The organism is Pseudomonas sp. (assembly GCF_049653025.1).
Lineage (GTDB): Bacteria > Pseudomonadota > Gammaproteobacteria > Pseudomonadales > Pseudomonadaceae > Aquipseudomonas.
In genome coordinates this window covers 219,550-235,437 of the sequence record NZ_JBASFM010000005.1, presented here as the reverse complement: position 1 = coordinate 235,437, position 15,888 = coordinate 219,550, and the positions used below count along the sequence as shown (strand labels likewise).

Sequence of the window (15,888 nt, the reverse complement as noted above, 5' to 3'; positions counted from 1 at the left end):
CGGTGTAATTGATCGTCCACTGCCCTGGCGCGCCTTCCCAGATGCCGGTGTTGAACTGGCCGCAAGGGCTGGCGTAGTGGTTGGTGACGCTTTGCGCCGGGTCGCCTTTGAGGACTTTCTCCGGCGCCGGGCGGTAGTGTTCCGGGGCGGCGCTGGACTGGGCGAAATCAACGATTTGGTCGATGTTCATAGGGCTTTCCAAGTAGGGGGTTAAACCGCTTTACGAATGGCGTTGGCGAGTCTGTCGACCAGGGTGTCGATCTGCGCCTTTTCAACGATCAGCGGCGGCGACATGGCGATCGTATCGCCGGTGCAGCGCACCATCAGGTCGTCCTGGAAGCATTGCTCGAACACCTGGAAGCCGCGTTTGCCGATGCCTTCGGCATTCGGCGCCAGCTGCACGCCGCCGACCAGGCCGATACTGCGAATATCCAGCACGTTGGGCAAATCGCGGAGGCTGTGCAGGGCATCGCTCCAGTAGCTTTCCAGATTGATCGCCTGCTGGAACAGCTGCTCGCGCTGATAGATGTCGAGGGTGGCCAGGGCGGCGGCGCAGGCCACCGGGTGACCGGAATAGGTATAGCCGTGGAAGAACTCGATGGCGCTGTCCGGGCCGCTCATCATGGCCTGGTAGATGTCCTCGTGGGCGAATACCGCGCCCATTGGGATGGCGCCGTTGGTCAGGCCCTTGGCGCTGGTCAGAATGTCCGGGGTTACACCCCAGCGCTGTGCGGCAAAGGCCTCGCCGACGCGGCCGAAGCCGGTGATCACTTCGTCGAAGATCAGCAGGATGCCGTGCTTGCGGGTGATCTCGCGCAGCCGCTGCAGGTAGCCAACCGGCGGCAAAATCACCCCGGCGGAGCCAGACATCGGCTCGACGATTACCGCGGCGATGTTCTCCGCGCCATGCAGGGTGACCAGGCGCTCCAGCTCGTCGGCTTTTTCTACGCCGAATTCTGGCAGGCCTTTACTGAAGGCGTTACGCGCCACGTCCAGGGTGTGCGGCAGGTGATCGACACCCGGCAGTTGCAGGCCGAAGGCGCGGCGGTTGTTGACCATGCCGCCGACCGAGATACCACCGAAGCCGACGCCGTGGTAGCCCAGCTCGCGGCCGATCAGGCGGGTACGGGTGCCCTGGCCGATGGCGCGCTGGTAAGCCAGGGCGATTTTCAGGGCGGTGTCCGCCGACTCCGAGCCCGAGTTGGTGAAGAACACCTTGTTCAGGCCCTTGGGGGCGATTTCGGCGAGGCGTTCGGCCAGTTCGAACGGCAGCGGGTGACCCATCTGGAAGGTCGGGGCGAAATCCAGCTTGGCGATCTGCTTGCTCACCGCCTCGGTGATCTCGCGGCGTCCGTGGCCGGCGTTGCAGCACCACAGGCCGGCGGTGCCATCCAGCACCTGGCGGCCATCGCTGCTGGTGAAGTACATGCCGGAGGCGCTTTCCAGCAGGCGCGGTTTGGCCTTGAACTGGCGGTTGGCGGTGAAAGGCATCCAGAACTGATCGAGATTGTTGTTTTTATTGAGCATTTTTAGGGGTTACCGAAGACGTGGGCGACGAACAAGGTAAGCGTGGCGCTTGGCTCAGGCCACAAGTGGCGCAGTCTATGTTTAATAAAACGAACATGACAAGGCTTTTGCCGGTACGAGTGTAAAAAATATTGAAATAGAACACTGCCCTGGTTTAGGGTTGCCGGCATGTCCGCCTGTTGGTTGGCCTTGCAGAATTTTTGACAGTGCGCGCCGCTCGCGCAGCGCACTGCTCTACTAATAAAGAGCATTAATAAAAGAGGACGCTCCCATGACTACCCTGACCCGCGCCGACTGGGAGCAACGTGCCCAGCAACTGCAGATTGAAGGCCGCGCCTTTATCCACGGCGAGTCCACCGACGCCGTGTCCAAAGCCACTTTCGATTGCATCAGCCCGGTCGATGGCCGCCTGCTGGGCAAGGTTGCCAGCTGCGACCTGGCCGATGCCGAACTGGCCGTGGCCGATGCTCGCGCCACCTTCGAGTCGGGCGTGTGGTCGCGACTGAAGCCGGTTGAGCGCAAGAAAATCATGATCCGCTTCGCCGATCTGATGGATGCCCACGCCGAAGAGCTGGCCCTGCTGGAAACCCTCGACATGGGCAAGCCTATCGGCGATGCCCTGAGCGTCGACGTGCCGGGCGCCTCGCGGGCGATCCGCTGGAGCGGTGAAGCGATCGACAAGATCTACGACGAAGTGGCGGCTACTCCGCACGACGAACTGGGCCTGATCACCCGTGAGCCGGTGGGCGTGGTGGCGGCCATCGTGCCGTGGAACTTCCCGCTGATCATGACCTGCTGGAAGCTCGGCCCGGCGCTGTCGACCGGTAACTCGGTGATCGTCAAACCGTCCGAGAAGTCGCCGCTGACCGCCATTCGTCTGGCTCAGCTGGCCCTCGAAGCCGGTATCCCGGCGGGCGTGCTGAACATTCTGCCAGGCTACGGCCACACCGTGGGCAAGGCGCTGGCCTTGCACATGGACGTCGACACCCTGGTGTTCACCGGTTCGACCAAGATCGCCAAGCAACTGATGATCTACGCCGGCGAATCGAACATGAAACGCGTCTGGCTGGAAGCCGGCGGCAAGAGCGCCAACATCGTCTTCGCCGATGCGCCGTGCCTGAAAGAGGCCGCCGAAGCCGCCGCTGCCGCGATCTGCTTCAACCAGGGCGAGATGTGCACCGCCGGTTCGCGCCTGCTGATCGAGCGCTCGGTGAAAGATGAATTTATGGCCCTGCTGTTGGAGGCCATGAAAGGCTGGAAAGCCGGTCACGCCCTGGACCCGGCCACCAGCGTTGGCGCACTGGTCGATACTGGCCACCTCAACAGCGTGCTGGCCTATATCGAAGCCGGGCATGCCGAAAACGCCACCTTGCTCTGCGGCGGCAAGCGCACCCTGGAAGAGACCGGCGGCGTGTATGTCGAGCCGACCATCTTCGACAACGTCAACAACAGCATGCGTATCGCCGCCGAAGAGATCTTTGGCCCGGTACTCTCGGTGATCACCTTCGATACCGTCGATGAAGCGATCAAGATCGCCAACGACAGCATCTACGGTCTGGCTGCGGCGATCTGGACCAACAACCTGTCCAAGGCGCACCTGGCGGCCAAGGCGCTGCGCGTCGGCAGCATGTGGGTCAACCAGTACGACGGCGGCGACATGACCGCACCGTTCGGCGGCTTCAAGCAGTCGGGCAACGGCCGCGACAAGTCGCTGCATGCCTTCGACAAGTACACCGAGCTGAAAGCCACCTGGATCAAGCTGTAAACCGAGGCCTGTAGGCCGGCCCGTCTGGGCCGGCGCGTATAAGCCAAACCCGCGGCCGGGCTCCCTTGCAGGAGCTCGGCCGCCGTGTTTCTGCGCCGTGAGCTCCACAGGGAGTCGAGCTATGAAGTGGGCAACCTATTTCGCCGTCAGCGCGGCGGTGGTGATAGTTGGGCTGTCGCTCGGGGTGACGCTGCCGTTGGTGTCATTCCGCCTGGAGGCCTGGGGCTATGGCCCCTTTGCGATTGGTGTGATGGCGGGCATGCCGGCCGTTGGCGTGCTGCTCGGGGCGCGCCTGACCGGGCACCTGGCGGGCTGGTTCGGCACGCCGCAAACCCTGCGCCTGTGCCTGTTGGCCAGTGCGGTCTCGGTCGGTTTGCTCAGCGTGATGCCGAGCTACCCGCTTTGGCTGCTGCTGCGTTTGCTGATCGGCATTTCCCTGACCGTGGTGTTCGTGCTCGGTGAAAGCTGGATCAACCAGCTGGTCGAGGACCGTCTGCGTGGCCGTCTGGTGGCGCTGTATGGCACCGGTTTCGCGCTGAGCCAGCTGTGTGGGCCGTTGCTGCTGACCCTGCTCGGCACCGAAACGGATCGCGGCTTCTGGTGCTCTGCCGCGCTGTTGGTCGGCGGCAGCCTGTTGTTGCTGGGCCGCGACGGAGCGCCCAAGGTCGATGCGCACAACGCGTCCGGGCGTGGTGTGCTGGTGTTTTGTCGCGCTTCGCCGGCGATTGCCTGGGCGGTGCTGCTGTTTGCCGCCTTCGAGGCCATGGTGCTGACCCTGCTGCCGGTGTACCTGCTGCGTGAGGGCTTCGCCCAGCAGCTGGCGTTGATCATGGTCAGCGTGGTGGTGGTCGGCGATGCGGCCTTGCAGCTACCGCTCGGCTGGATGGCTGACCGGGTGCCGCGGCAGACCCTGTTCCGCGGTTGTGGTGTGGTGCTGCTGCTGTCGAGCCTGGGCATTCCGCTGCTGCTGCACACGCCGCTGATCTGGCTGTTGTTGCTGTTGTTCGGGGCCAGCGCCGGCGGCTTGTATACCCTGTCGCTGATCCTGGTCGGCCAGCGCTACCGTGACGATGCCCTGGTGCGCGCCAATGCGCATATCGCCTTGCTCTGGGGTACCGGTTGCCTGCTCGGGCCGCTGTCCACCGGCGCGGCCAGCCAGTGGCTCAGCGGGCATGCCTTGCCGGTACTGATCGCGCTGGGCGCAGCGGTGTTCGTCTGGCTGGCGTTTCGCCGCGGCGCGTTTAGTGACGCGGTGGCCGTCAGGGCTTAGTCAGTGTTCGGCTAGCAGCTCGGCGACGCAGGCCCCGGTCTGGCGTAGCGCTTCTTCGAGGCGCGCGCTGGGCTTGGCGGCATAGTTGATGCGCAGGCAATTGCGGTATTTGCCGGCCGCGGAAAAGATGCTGCCGGGGGCGATCTGGATCTTGTGCGGCAGCAGCACGCGGTTCAGGCGCTGGCTGTCGAAGCCTTGCTCCAGTTCCAGCCACAGCATAAATCCGCCTTGCGGCCGGCTGACCCGCGTGCCCGCCGGGAAGTAGCGGCTGACCCAGTCGGTCATCAGCTCCAGCCCGCGCGCGTACTGGCTGCGCATGCGCCGCAGGTGCGGCTCGTAGTAGCCGCTTTCGATAAATTCGGCCAGTGCCAGTTGCGGCAGTTGCGCGCTCATCCCTGTGCCCATGTACTTCAGGTGCAGCACCTGCTGCAGGTAGCGCCCAGGGGCGATCCAGCCGGTGCGCAGGCCGGGGGCCAGGGTCTTGGAGAACGAGCTGCAGAACAGCACGCGGCCGTCTTCGTCATAGGACTTGATGCTGCGCGGGCGTGGGTAGCTGTAGGCCAGTTCGCCGTAGACATCGTCCTCGATGATCGCCACGTCATAGCGTTGCGCCAGGGCCAGCAGCGCGCGTTTGTTGGCCTCCGGCATGATGTAGCCGAGCGGGTTGTTGCAGTTGGGCGTGAGCTGGATGGCCTTGATCGGCCACTGTTCCAGGGCCAGTTCCAGGGCCTCCAGGCTGATCCCAGTGAGCGGGTCGGTGGGCAGCTCCAGAGCTTTCATGCCGAAGCCCTTGAGCGCCTGCATCACGCCGTGAAAGCTCGGCGAATCCACCGCGACAATATCGCCGGGCTCGCACACCGCGCGAATCGCCACCGCCAGCGCCTCGTGGCAGCCGGTGGTGGTGACGATATCGGCCATCGCCACCTGGCAGCCGGAATCGAGCATCAGTCGCGACAGCTGCTCGCGCAGGCCCGGGTCGCCCTGCAGGCAGCCATAGCTCAGTTCCTTGATCTCCTGACGGCGGCTCATGCGCGACAGGGTGCGCAGCAGCGGCTTGAGGGTCGGGCTGCTGATATCCGGCATGCCGCGCCCCAGTTGCAGCACATCGCCGCCGGGCGGCACGCTGATCAGTTCGAGCACCTGGTCCCACTGTGAGATATCCACCGGCCGTTGGGCGGCGCGGCTGATCATCGGCAGGGCGGGTTTTTCCCGCGCCAGCGGGACGAAGTAGCCGGATTTCGGCTTGGGCGTGGCCAGGCCCTGGTCTTCCAGGTAGCGATAGGCTTGCTGCACGGTGCTCAGGCTGACGCCGTGCTCGAGGCTGAGGGCGCGCACTGAGGGCAGGCGATCACCGGGTCGATACAGGCCGTGTTCGATTCGCGCGCCGAGCAAATCGGCTAGGTTGACGTAGAGGGTCATGACAGTTGCCTCGCAATTTCGGCCTGTATTACACCAGGCCAGTACAGATCGGCGATAAATCCGCCATTCAGAGCGCGTTTGGCGATATCTGTATGTATTTAAAAATACATTTTTGAATCTGTCGTGCTTTTTCTGTGGCGCACATCATGAACTCCCACAAGCCTTCCAAGCGGGAGAGAGCGATGAACGGGCTCAGTGATCTGCGGTTGACTCTGCAGGCCAAGGAATTACAGGACGTTGCTAGCGTTGGGCAGGTGCATGCCCAGGCGGAAAGCGGAACCACGCTGAGCGCGCGCTGGCAGTGCTTTTACCGGCGGCTGAGCACGCGTCGCGCGCTGCTCGAGCTGACCCCCGAGCAGCTCAAGGATATTGGCTTAAGCCCAGAGCAGGCGCGGCGCGAGGCTTTGCGCCCGTTCTGGACTCTCTAAGGCGCTTAGAGAATTTCCTTGAAGCGGTGCCAGAGCATACCCAGCGCCAGTAATGGCGAGCGCAGGTGCTTGCCGCCTGGGAAGGTCATATGCGGCACCTTGTCGAATAGCTCGAAGCCGCCACCTTGCTGGCCGCTGATGGCTTCGGCCAGCAACTTGCCTGCTAGGTGGGTGGCGTTCACGCCGTGGCCGGCGTAGGCCTGGGCGTAGAACACGTTCGGCTGGTCCTTGAGCCGGCCGATCTGCGGCAGGCGGTTGGCACCGATGCCGATCATGCCGCCCCACTGGTAGTCGATCTTCACGTCGGCGAGATGGGGGAACACCGCCAGCATCTTCGGCCGCATATAGCCGGCAATATCCGCCGGGTCGCGGCCCGAGTAGTGGCAGGCCCCACCGAACAGCAGGCGGTTGTCGGCGGATCGGCGGAAGTAATCCACCGTCACGCGCTGGTCGCACAGCGCCATGTTCTGCGGAATGATCGCCCGCGCTTCGGCGGCGGACAGCGGCTCGGTGGCGATCACGTAACTGCCGGCGGGCAGCACCTTGCCGCCCAGCTTGCTATTGAGGCCATTGAGGTACGCGTTGCAGGCCAGCACCAGGGTCGTGGCGCGCACCTTGCCGTTAGCGGTATGCACCGTCACTTGCGGGCCGTAGTCGATCTGCGTGACGGCCGAATGCTCGAACAGTTTGACCCCGAGCGAGGTGGCGGCTGCCGCTTCGCCGAGCGCCAGGTTGAGCGGGTGTAGGTGACCGGAGCCCATATCGATCATGCCGCCGGCGTAGCGGTCTGAGCCGACCACCTGGTGCATCTGCTCCGCTTGCAGCAGGCGCAGTTCGTGGCGATAGCCGAGGCTTTCCAGTTCGGCCTTGTCTTCGGCAAAGTCGGCCAGGTGCGCGGGCTTGTTGGCCAGGTCGCAGTAGCCCCAAGTCAGGTCGCAGTCGATATTGAAGTGCTCGACCCGCTGACGAACGATCTCCACCGCCTCTAGGCCCATCAGCTTGATCGCCCGCACGCCGTTTTGACCAATCACCCCTTCGAACTGCTCGACGCCATGACCGACGCCGCGAATCAGCTGGCCGCCATTGCGTCCGCTGGCCCCCCAGCCGATCTTGTGCGCCTCCAGCAACACCACCGAGAAGCCCTTCTGGGCCAGCTCGATCGCGGTGTTCAGGCCGGAGAACCCGCCACCGACAATGCACACATCGGCCAGCTCCTCACCCGCCAGCGGCGGGTAGGCCAGCTGCTGGTTGGCAGTGGCGGCGTAATAGGAGGGGGCGTGCTGGTCGCTGTGCACGGCTGGCTGTTGCGGCTGGTGAACGCGGGCGTTCATGTGCGAAATCCTGTGTGAGGTGTTGTTAAAATTTGACGCAGGATAAGCGCGTGACTTGCCGCTAGCCAAGAGGGGCAGCGGTAAAAACTGTTTTTCCCGGTCGCCGGTCGTCGTTTACCGGCGCAGAACCGAGGCTGGCGGTTAACATGCGCGGGTATTTTTCCGAGCGTTGCCGATGAGTTGCACCAGCCGCAAGATCGACCAGCTGCGTTTGCAGATCCCCAGTTTCGCCTGCGTGCCGGGCTGCCACGATTGCTGTGGCCCGGTTACCGCCTCATCTGAAGAAATGTCGCGCCTACCGGTGAAAAGCGCTGCCGAGCACGACGCCGCGCTGGCCGAGTACAACTGCGTACACCTCGGTCCGCAAGGCTGCACGGTGTATGAGCAGCGCCCGCTGATCTGCCGGCTGTTCGGCACCACGCCGAGCCTGCCGTGCCCGCGCGGCCAGGGGCCGGAGCAGATGATCGAGCCAGCAGTGGAAAAACGTGTGCATCAGCTGATTGCCAGCACCCGTCAGGTGTTGGTCTGAGGGCTAGTCGGCAATCGGCAGGCTCAGGCTCTCTTTCACCTCTTCCATGACGATATAGCTCTTCGACTCGCGCACGTGCGGTAGCTTGAGCAGGATGTCGCCGAGTAGCTTGCGGTAGCTGGCCATCTCATTGATGCGCGCCTTCACCAGGTAGTCGAAGTCGCCGGACACCAGATGGCATTCGAGCACGTGCGGCAGCTTGAGCACGGCGCGGCGGAACTCCTCGAAGGTGTCGCCGGACTTGTAGTCCAGGCTGATCTCGACGAACACCAGCAGGCTGGCCTTGAGCTGCTGCGGGTTGAGCCGGGCGTGGTAGCCCATGATGATCCCTTCGCGCTCCAGACGGCGCACGCGCTCGGTGCAGGGCGTGGTCGACAGGCCGACCCGCTCGCCCAGCTCGGTGAAGCTGATGCGCCCGTCTTCCTGCAGGATGCGCAGGATATTGCGGTCGATTTTGTCCAGTTCGCGGCGGCTCTGATGCTGGGTGCGCACGGTGGATACCCCTCTGTAAAAGGCGATTTTGCCAATAATTGTCGCCAAATATAGCTGTTTATATAGTGAATTACACTGCTGCTCTCTTCCTATACTGCGCCCCATAGCGGTCTCAAGAATTATCCGTCGCGCTGGGCGCGGCGAGGAGAGCAACATGCGGGTTCTGGTTCTCGGTAGCGGTGTGATTGGCACAGCCAGTGCGTATTACCTGGCGCGTCAGGGTTTTGAAGTGGTGGTGGTCGATCGGCAGAACGCCCCGGCCATGGAAACCAGTTTTGCCAACGCTGGCCAGGTGTCGCCTGGCTATGCCTCGCCCTGGGCTGCGCCGGGCGTGCCGCTGAAAGCCATTAAGTGGTTGCTGCAGAAGCATGCACCACTGGCGATCAAGGCCACCGCCGATATCGACCAATACCTGTGGATGGCGCAGATGCTGCGCAACTGCACCGCCAGCCGTTATGCGGTGAACAAGGAGCGCATGGTGCGTCTGTCCGAGTACAGCCGCGATTGCCTCGACGAGCTACGCGCCGAAACCGGTATCGCTTATGAAGGCCGCAGCCTGGGCACCACCCAGCTGTTCCGCACCCAGGCGCAGTTGGATAACGCCGCCAAAGACATCGCCGTACTAAAACAGTCCGGCGTGCCTTATGAATTGCTCGACCGCGCTGGCATCGCCCGCGTTGAGCCGGCCCTGGCCGCCGTTACCGACAAACTGGCCGGCGCGCTGCGTCTGCCCAACGATCAGACCGGCGATTGCCAGCTGTTCACCACCAAGCTGGCGGAAATGTGCATCAAACTGGGTGTGCAGTTCCGCTTCGGCCAGAACATTCAGCGCATCGACGCCGTGGGTGATCGGGTCAATGGCGTGTGGATCGACGGCAAGCTGGAAACCGCCGACCGCTACGTGCTGGCGCTCGGCAGCTTCAGCCCGCAACTGCTCAAGCCGCTGGGCATCAAGGCTCCGGTGTATCCGCTCAAGGGCTACTCGCTGACCGTGCCGATCACCAATGCGACGATGGCACCGACCTCGACCATCCTCGATGAAACCTACAAGGTCGCCATCACCCGTTTCGACCAGCGCATCCGCGTCGGCGGCATGGCCGAGATCGCCGGTTTCGACCTGCATTTGAACCCAAAGCGTCGCGCGACCCTGGAAATGATTACCGCCGATCTCTACCCGCAGGGTGGCGATCTGAGCCAGGCCGAATTCTGGACTGGCCTGCGCCCGGCCACCCCAGACGGCACGCCGATTGTTGGCGGCACTCGCCTGCGCAATTTGTTCCTCAATACCGGTCACGGCACACTAGGCTGGACCATGGCCTGCGGTTCTGGTCGTCTACTCGCCGACCTGATCGCCAAGAAGCGCCCGCAAATCAGCGCCGAAGGTCTGGATATTTCCCGTTACAGCCGTACCCAGGAGAGTCACAAGCATGTCAGTACAGCGCCTGCGCACTGAAAGCCGCTACAGCGAAATCGTCATCCATAACGGCACGGTTTACCTGGCCGGCCAGCTGGCCGACGATTACAGCGGCGACATCGCGCAGCAAACCCGCGAAACCCTGGCCAATACCGACCGCATGCTGGCCGAGGCCGGCAGTGACAAGGCGAAGATCCTTTCGGTGACCATCTACCTTAAGGACCTGGAGCGTGATTACGCCGGGTTCAACCAGGTCTGGGACGCCTGGGTCGCGCCCGGTGCCGCACCGGCAAGGGCCTGCGTCGAGGCGAAGATGTACAAGCCTGAGGTTCTAGTGGAGATCACCGTGGTGGCGGCGCTCTAAGCCGGCTCCATCCCATTTGCGATAAGTGTTTGCCCGGCCATCACACCGGGCTTTTTTATAGCCTGCCATCCCTGGCGGCCACCCTTCGGGCCATTGCTGTGCAATGTTAAAAATGGCTCCCGGCCATTTTTTATAGCCTGAGTACTACTGATAGCCGAGAACATCATGCGTCCTGCCCGTGCCCTGATCGACCTCAACGCCCTGCGTCACAACTACCAATTGGCCCGTGAACTCAGTGGCGCGCGCGCCCTGGCAGTGATCAAGGCAGACGCCTACGGCCATGGCGCGGTGCGCTGCGCCCAGGCGTTGCAGGAGCAGGCCGATGGCTTTGCCGTGGCCTGTATCGAAGAGGCGCTGCAACTGCGTGAGGCCGGCATTCGTGGGCCGATCCTGCTGCTGGAAGGGTTTTTCGAAGCCGACGAATTGCCGCTGATCGAGCAGCACGAGCTGTGGTGCGTGGTGCATTCGTTGTGGCAGCTCGAAGCCATCGAGCGCAGCACTCTGCGCAAGCCGTTGACGGTCTGGCTGAAAATGGACAGCGGCATGCACCGCGTCGGCCTGCATCCGGCCGATTATCAGGCGACTTATCAGCGCCTGCTGGCCAGTGGCAAGGTGGCGAAAGTCGTACTGATGAGCCACTTTGCCCGCGCCGACGAGCTGGACTGCCCGCGCAGCGAGGAGCAGTTGGCGGTCTTTCAGCAGGCGCGCCAGGGCATTGTCGCCGAGGTCAGCCTGCGCAATTCGCCAGCCGTATTGGGTTGGCCCCAGCTATTTGAAAAGCAGGTGCCGAGTGACTGGGTGCGTCCCGGCATCATGCTCTACGGCGCCACCCCGTTCGAGCAGGCGCAGGCCGTGGCGGCGCGTCTGCAACCGGTGATGACCCTGGAATCGAAGATCATCAGCGTGCGCGAACTGCCGGCCGGCGAGCCGGTGGGTTACGGCGCGCGCTTTGTCAGCGAGCGGGCGACCCGTGTCGGTGTGGTCGCCATGGGTTATGCCGATGGCTACCCACGCCACGCGCCAACCGGCACGCCGGTGATGGTTGACGGCCAACTGGCTCGCCTGATCGGCCGGGTGTCGATGGATATGCTCACCGTTGACCTCACCGATCTGCCGCAAGCGGGCCTGGGCAGCCGAGTCGAGTTGTGGGGCAAGCAGGTGCTGGCCAGCGATGTGGCCGCTCAGGCCGGCAGCATTCCCTACCAGCTTTTCTGCAATCTGCGCCGGGTGCCACTGCTCTATCTCGGGAGTTAAACGGGCGTTTGCCAAGGAATTCGTTCAGGGTGTTGTAAATACTGAACGCTGTTGCCATGATACGGCGACTTTTCCGCATATTCCCGAGGGGGACTCCAGCATTGGACGTCGGTGTTCGACTGCAATCCATTCGCAAACTCAAAGGCCTTTCCCAGCGTGAACTCGCCAAGCGGGCGGGCGTCACCAACAGCACCATTTCGATGATCGAGAAGAACAGCGTAAGCCCTTCGATCAGTTCGTTGAAAAAGGTGTTGGCGGGCATCCCCATGTCGCTGGTGGAGTTCTTCTCCCTGGATGTGGAGCAGGATAACCAGGCTCAGGTGGTCTATCGCGCCGCCGAACTCACCGATATCTACAGCGGGGCCATCACCATGAAGCTGGTGGGCAAGGCGCATCCGAGCCGGGCCATTGCCTTCCTCGATGAAACCTACCCCGTCGGCACTGACACCGGCGACGAGATGTACGCCCATGAAGGTGAAGAGGCCGGCATGCTGGTTGAAGGCAAGCTGGAGCTGACCGTAGGCGACGAGGTATTTATCCTCGAGCCGGGCGATAGCTACTACTTCGAGAGCAGCAAGCCGCATCGATTCCGCAACCCATTCGAGCAGCCGGCGCGTCTGATCAGCGCCACCACGCCCGCTAACTTCTAACCGTCTGCCCGCTGAAAGACTAATAACCCTGCGACAATCTGGGTTGTTTCAGCGGCAGCGGCTTCTCGTTATACTGTCGCCCGCTCGCGAAACCGTGGCCGCGAGCGTGACTAGCCACGATGAGGGTGTACCGTGAACCTGATTAAAAAGATCCTGGTAGCACCGGCTACCGTATTGGCCCTGTGGGCAGTGACTGCTCAGGCCACGACCGACGAAGCCATTGCCGAGCGACTGAAGCCGGTAGGTCAAGTCTGCGTAATGGGTGAAGAGTGCAAGGGTGTTGGCGCGGTGGCAGTTGCCGCTGGCGGCGCTGCACGTACTGCCGATGACATCATTGCCAAGCACTGCGGTGCCTGTCATACCCCAGGCATCCTGGGCGCGCCGAAAATTGGCGACACCGCTGCCTGGAAAGAACGCGCTGACCACCAGGGCGGCCTCGATGGCATCCTGGCCAAAGCTATTTCCGGCATCAACGCCATGCCGCCGAAAGGCACCTGCGCCGATTGCTCGGATGACGAGCTGCGTGGCGCGATCCAGAAGATGTCGGGCCTGTAAGCCGAGCATCACTAAAAAAACCGCCTGAGGGCGGTTTTTTTATGGCCTGCCATCCTTGGCGGCCACCCTGCGGGCCGTCGCTGGTGCGACGTGAAAAATTTCTCCCGGAAATTTTTTATGCCTGGAGTTTCGCCCTGCCGCGCTTATTCGAGAAAGCTGACCTGGCCGTCGGCCAGCGAGCTGATCCGTGCCAGCGACTCGACCCGGTAGCCCTGGGCATCCAGCTCGGCGCGGCCGCGTTGGAAGGATTTTTCAATCACCACACCGATGCCGGCGATGCTCGCGCCGGCCTGGCCGATCAGGTCGATCAGGGCGCGGGCGGCATGGCCGTTGGCGAGAAAATCGTCGATCAGCAGCACGTGATCCTTGGCGTTCAGGTGCTTGGCGGCAATTGCCAGGGTGCTTTCGGTCTGCTTGGTAAAGGAAAACACCTTGGAGATGTAGAGGTTGTCCTTGAGCGTCAGCGACTGGTACTTACGCGCGAAAATCACCGGTACGCCCAGTTCCAGGCCGGCCATCACCGCCGGGGCAATACCCGAGGCCTCGATGGTGACGATCTTGGTGATGCCCTGGCCGGCGAAGCGTAGGGCAAACTCATGGCCGACCTGCTGCATCAGTTTTGGGTCGATCTGGTGATTGAGAAAAGCATCTACCTTGAGCACTTGGTCAGAGAGCACGGTGCCTTCTTCGCGAATCTTCTGTTTCAGCGCTTCCACGCGGTTACCCTCGTCGTTCTTTCTGGTGCCCGGTCTGTGCCGGGATGTAATAGTTCAGCGTAGCGCGGATGCAATCCTGGACGAAATTCTACGGATTAGATCCAGCCACGCAGAGTCGTGGTTTATTTCTTCAGCATGGCGCGCATATTGGCCAGCGCCGAGTTGCCAGTGGCGGCCTTGACCTCCGGAGGGGCGTCGTCCTGGCCTTCCCAGATTAGATCCTCGGGCGGCAGCTCATCGAGGAAGCGGCTCGGCGCGCAGTCCATGATCTCACCGTATTGCTTGCGCTTGGCGGCGAAGGTCATGGTCAGGTTGCGCTTGGCGCGGGTGATGCCGACGTAGGCCAGGCGGCGCTCTTCCTCGACCGTGTCGGCCTCGATGCTGGAGCGGTGCGGGAGGATTTCCTCCTCCACGCCGAGGATATACACCGAGGGGTATTCCAGCCCCTTGGAGGCATGCAGAGTCATCATCTGCACACCCTCGGCGCCTTCCTCTTCTTCCTGCTGGCGTTCCAGCATGTCGCGCAGCACCAGCTTGCCGATGGCGTCCTCGATGGTCATGTCGCCGTCTTCGTCGCGCTCCAATGTGTTCTTTAGCGCCTCGACCAGAAACCAGACGTTGCCCATGCGTGCATCGGCAACCTTGTCGTTGGAGGCGTTCTGCCGTAGCCAGTTCTCGTAGTCGATGTCCATGACCATGCTGCGGATCGCCGCAATCGGGTCATTCTGCGCGCATTCCTGGCGCACCCGGTCCATCCACTTGGTAAAGCGCGCCAGGCGTTCGGTGTAGCGCGCATCCAGCTGCTCGCCGAGGCCGATTTCGCCAGCGGCGGCGTACATGCTGATCTTGCGGCTGGTGGCGTAGTTGCCGAGCTTTTCCAGGGTGGTCGAGCCGATTTCGCGGCGCGGCACGTTGATCACGCGCAGGAAGGCGTTGTCGTCGTCCGGGTTGACCAGCAGGCGGAAGTAGCTCATCAGGTCCTTCACCTCCTGGCGGGCGAAGAAGCTGGTGCCGCCCGAGAGGCGATAGGGAATCTGATGGTGCTGCAGCTTCAGCTCCATCAGCTTGGCCTGGTAGTTGCCGCGATAAAGGATGGCGTAGTCGCTGTACGGGCGCTCGGTGCGCAGGTGCTCGGTGAGGATCTCCAGGGCCACCCGCTCGCATTCGGCGTCCTCGTTGCGGCAGCGGATCACGCGGATCTCGTCGCCCATGCCCATCTCGCTCCACAGCTGTTTCTCGAACGCATGCGGGTTGTTGGCGATAAGAATGTTGGCGCATTTGAGGATGCGGCTGGTGGAGCGGTAGTTCTGCTCCAGCATCACCACCTTCAGCGAGGGGTAATCCTCTTTCAGCAGCATCAGGTTTTCCGGGCGCGCGCCGCGCCAGGCGTAGATCGACTGGTCATCGTCGCCGACCACGGTGAACTGGTTGCGCATGCCCACCAGCAGCTTCACCAGCAGGTACTGGCTGGCGTTGGTGTCCTGGTATTCGTCGACCAGCAGGTAGCGGATGCGGTTCTGCCACTTCTCCAGGATGTCCGGATTGTCCTGGAACAGCTTCACCGGCATCAGGATCAGGTCGTCGAAGTCCACCGCGTTGTACGCCTTGAGCGTGCGCTGGTAGTGCAGGTAGACGATGGCGGCGGTCTGTTCCTTGGGGTTGCGCGACTCGGCCAGGGCCTGCTCGGGCAGGATCAGCTCGTTCTTCCAGCTGCCGATGTAGTTCTTGATCTCGTCGGCGCCGTCATCGCCGGCATATTCCTTCTGCATGATGTCCGACAGCAGCGCCTTGATATCGCCCTCGTCGAAGATCGAGAAGCCCGGCTTGTAACCCAGCGCCGCGTATTCCTTGCGGATGATGTTCATGCCCAGATTGTGGAAGGTCGACACCGTCAGGCCGCGGGCTTCGGGGCCCTTGAGCAGGCTGCCGACACGCTCTTTCATCTCGCGCGCGGCCTTGTTGGTAAAGGTCATGGCGACGATATGCCGGGCCTGGATGCCGCAGTTCTGCACCAGGTGGGCGATCTTGCGGGTGATCACGCTGGTCTTGCCGGAGCCTGCGCCGGCGAGCACCAAAAGTGGGCCGCCGACGTAGTTCACGGCTTCCTGCTGCCGGGGGTTCAGTCGGGACATTGCATCGATCATCAGGGGAGTGGGCGCGCATTTTAACAGGCC

General features: G+C 62.7%; 16 protein-coding genes. 9 read left to right on the top strand and 7 right to left on the bottom strand.

The genetic code is table 11. The features are described from left to right. Together WBK23_RS02965 and WBK23_RS02960 are read right to left on the bottom strand one after the other, a co-directional pair. A partial coding sequence (locus WBK23_RS02965) for a cupin domain-containing protein (protein WP_424482495.1) occupies positions 1 to 190 on the bottom strand: 190 nt, incomplete at its 3' end. 20 nt (positions 191 to 210) lie between these two features. Continuing rightward, positions 211 to 1,527: an aspartate aminotransferase family protein gene (locus WBK23_RS02960; protein ID WP_424482494.1), complete on the bottom strand. Its 1,317-nt coding sequence runs from the start codon at positions 1,525 to 1,527 to the stop codon at positions 211 to 213. 271 nt (positions 1,528 to 1,798) lie between these two features. On the opposite strand from WBK23_RS02960, the gene WBK23_RS02955 reads away from it, so the two are divergent. Together WBK23_RS02955 and WBK23_RS02950 are read left to right on the top strand one after the other, a co-directional pair. Next, positions 1,799 to 3,292 carry an aldehyde dehydrogenase gene (locus WBK23_RS02955; protein ID WP_424482493.1) on the top strand — a complete coding sequence of 498 codons (1,494 nt, stop codon included), beginning with the start codon at positions 1,799 to 1,801 and terminating at the stop codon, positions 3,290 to 3,292. A gap of 121 nt (positions 3,293 to 3,413) precedes the next feature. Then, complete coding sequence (locus WBK23_RS02950) at positions 3,414 to 4,562, top strand: MFS transporter (protein ID WP_424482492.1); 1,149 nt, start codon at positions 3,414 to 3,416, stop codon at positions 4,560 to 4,562. Here the strand turns inward: WBK23_RS02950 and WBK23_RS02945 are convergent, their stop codons facing one another. After that, positions 4,563 to 5,981: a PLP-dependent aminotransferase family protein gene (locus WBK23_RS02945; protein ID WP_424482491.1), complete on the bottom strand. Its 1,419-nt coding sequence runs from the start codon at positions 5,979 to 5,981 to the stop codon at positions 4,563 to 4,565. It lies immediately after the preceding gene. A 182-nt stretch (positions 5,982 to 6,163) separates the two neighbouring features. On the opposite strand from WBK23_RS02945, the gene WBK23_RS02940 reads away from it, so the two are divergent. Further along, entirely contained in the window at positions 6,164 to 6,409 is a 246-nt protein-coding gene (locus tag WBK23_RS02940; protein WP_424482502.1) for a DUF1127 domain-containing protein, read from the top strand. 5 nt (positions 6,410 to 6,414) lie between these two features. Here WBK23_RS02940 and WBK23_RS02935 read toward each other — a convergent pair whose 3' ends face one another. Further along, positions 6,415 to 7,740 (bottom strand): NAD(P)/FAD-dependent oxidoreductase, encoded by a 1,326-nt coding sequence (locus WBK23_RS02935; protein WP_424482490.1) that lies wholly within the window; start codon positions 7,738 to 7,740, stop codon positions 6,415 to 6,417. Positions 7,741 to 7,915: 175 nt separating this feature from the next. Here WBK23_RS02935 and WBK23_RS02930 point away from each other — a divergent pair, with 175 nt between their 5' ends. Next, positions 7,916 to 8,269 carry a YkgJ family cysteine cluster protein gene (locus WBK23_RS02930; RefSeq protein ID WP_424482489.1) on the top strand — a complete coding sequence of 118 codons (354 nt, stop codon included), beginning with the start codon at positions 7,916 to 7,918 and terminating at the stop codon, positions 8,267 to 8,269. 3 nt (positions 8,270 to 8,272) lie between these two features. Here the strand turns inward: WBK23_RS02930 and dadR are convergent, their stop codons facing one another. Beyond that, positions 8,273 to 8,761, bottom strand: coding sequence for a transcriptional regulator DadR (dadR, locus tag WBK23_RS02925; protein WP_090250512.1), 489 nt, complete (start codon positions 8,759 to 8,761; stop codon positions 8,273 to 8,275). Between the two features lie 154 nt (positions 8,762 to 8,915). Between dadR and dadA the strand changes: the two genes are divergently transcribed. From dadA to WBK23_RS02900, 5 genes are all read left to right on the top strand, one after another. Further along, positions 8,916 to 10,214: a D-amino acid dehydrogenase gene (gene dadA, locus WBK23_RS02920; protein ID WP_424482488.1), complete on the top strand. Its 1,299-nt coding sequence runs from the start codon at positions 8,916 to 8,918 to the stop codon at positions 10,212 to 10,214. Continuing rightward, positions 10,189 to 10,539, top strand: coding sequence for a RidA family protein (locus WBK23_RS02915; RefSeq protein ID WP_424482487.1), 351 nt, complete (start codon positions 10,189 to 10,191; stop codon positions 10,537 to 10,539). The genes dadA and WBK23_RS02915 overlap by 26 nt, the downstream gene beginning before the upstream one ends. A 165-nt stretch (positions 10,540 to 10,704) precedes the next feature. After that, a complete protein-coding gene (gene alr, locus WBK23_RS02910; protein ID WP_424482486.1) occupies positions 10,705 to 11,793 on the top strand; it encodes an alanine racemase in 1,089 nt (362 codons plus the stop codon). A 101-nt stretch (positions 11,794 to 11,894) separates the two neighbouring features. Continuing rightward, positions 11,895 to 12,443, top strand: a complete 549-nt coding sequence (locus WBK23_RS02905) for a cupin domain-containing protein (RefSeq protein ID WP_424482485.1) — start codon at positions 11,895 to 11,897, stop codon at positions 12,441 to 12,443. A gap of 132 nt (positions 12,444 to 12,575) precedes the next feature. After that, positions 12,576 to 12,998, top strand: coding sequence for a c-type cytochrome (locus WBK23_RS02900; protein ID WP_424482484.1), 423 nt, complete (start codon positions 12,576 to 12,578; stop codon positions 12,996 to 12,998). A 143-nt stretch (positions 12,999 to 13,141) separates the two neighbouring features. Here the strand turns inward: WBK23_RS02900 and WBK23_RS02895 are convergent, their stop codons facing one another. Together WBK23_RS02895 and rep are read right to left on the bottom strand one after the other, a co-directional pair. Further along, complete coding sequence (locus tag WBK23_RS02895; protein ID WP_424482483.1) at positions 13,142 to 13,714, bottom strand: xanthine phosphoribosyltransferase; 573 nt, start codon at positions 13,712 to 13,714, stop codon at positions 13,142 to 13,144. Positions 13,715 to 13,836: 122 nt separating this feature from the next. Further along, positions 13,837 to 15,846: a DNA helicase Rep gene (gene rep / locus WBK23_RS02890; protein WP_424482482.1), complete on the bottom strand. Its 2,010-nt coding sequence runs from the start codon at positions 15,844 to 15,846 to the stop codon at positions 13,837 to 13,839. Between the last annotated feature and the right edge of the window lie 42 nt (positions 15,847 to 15,888).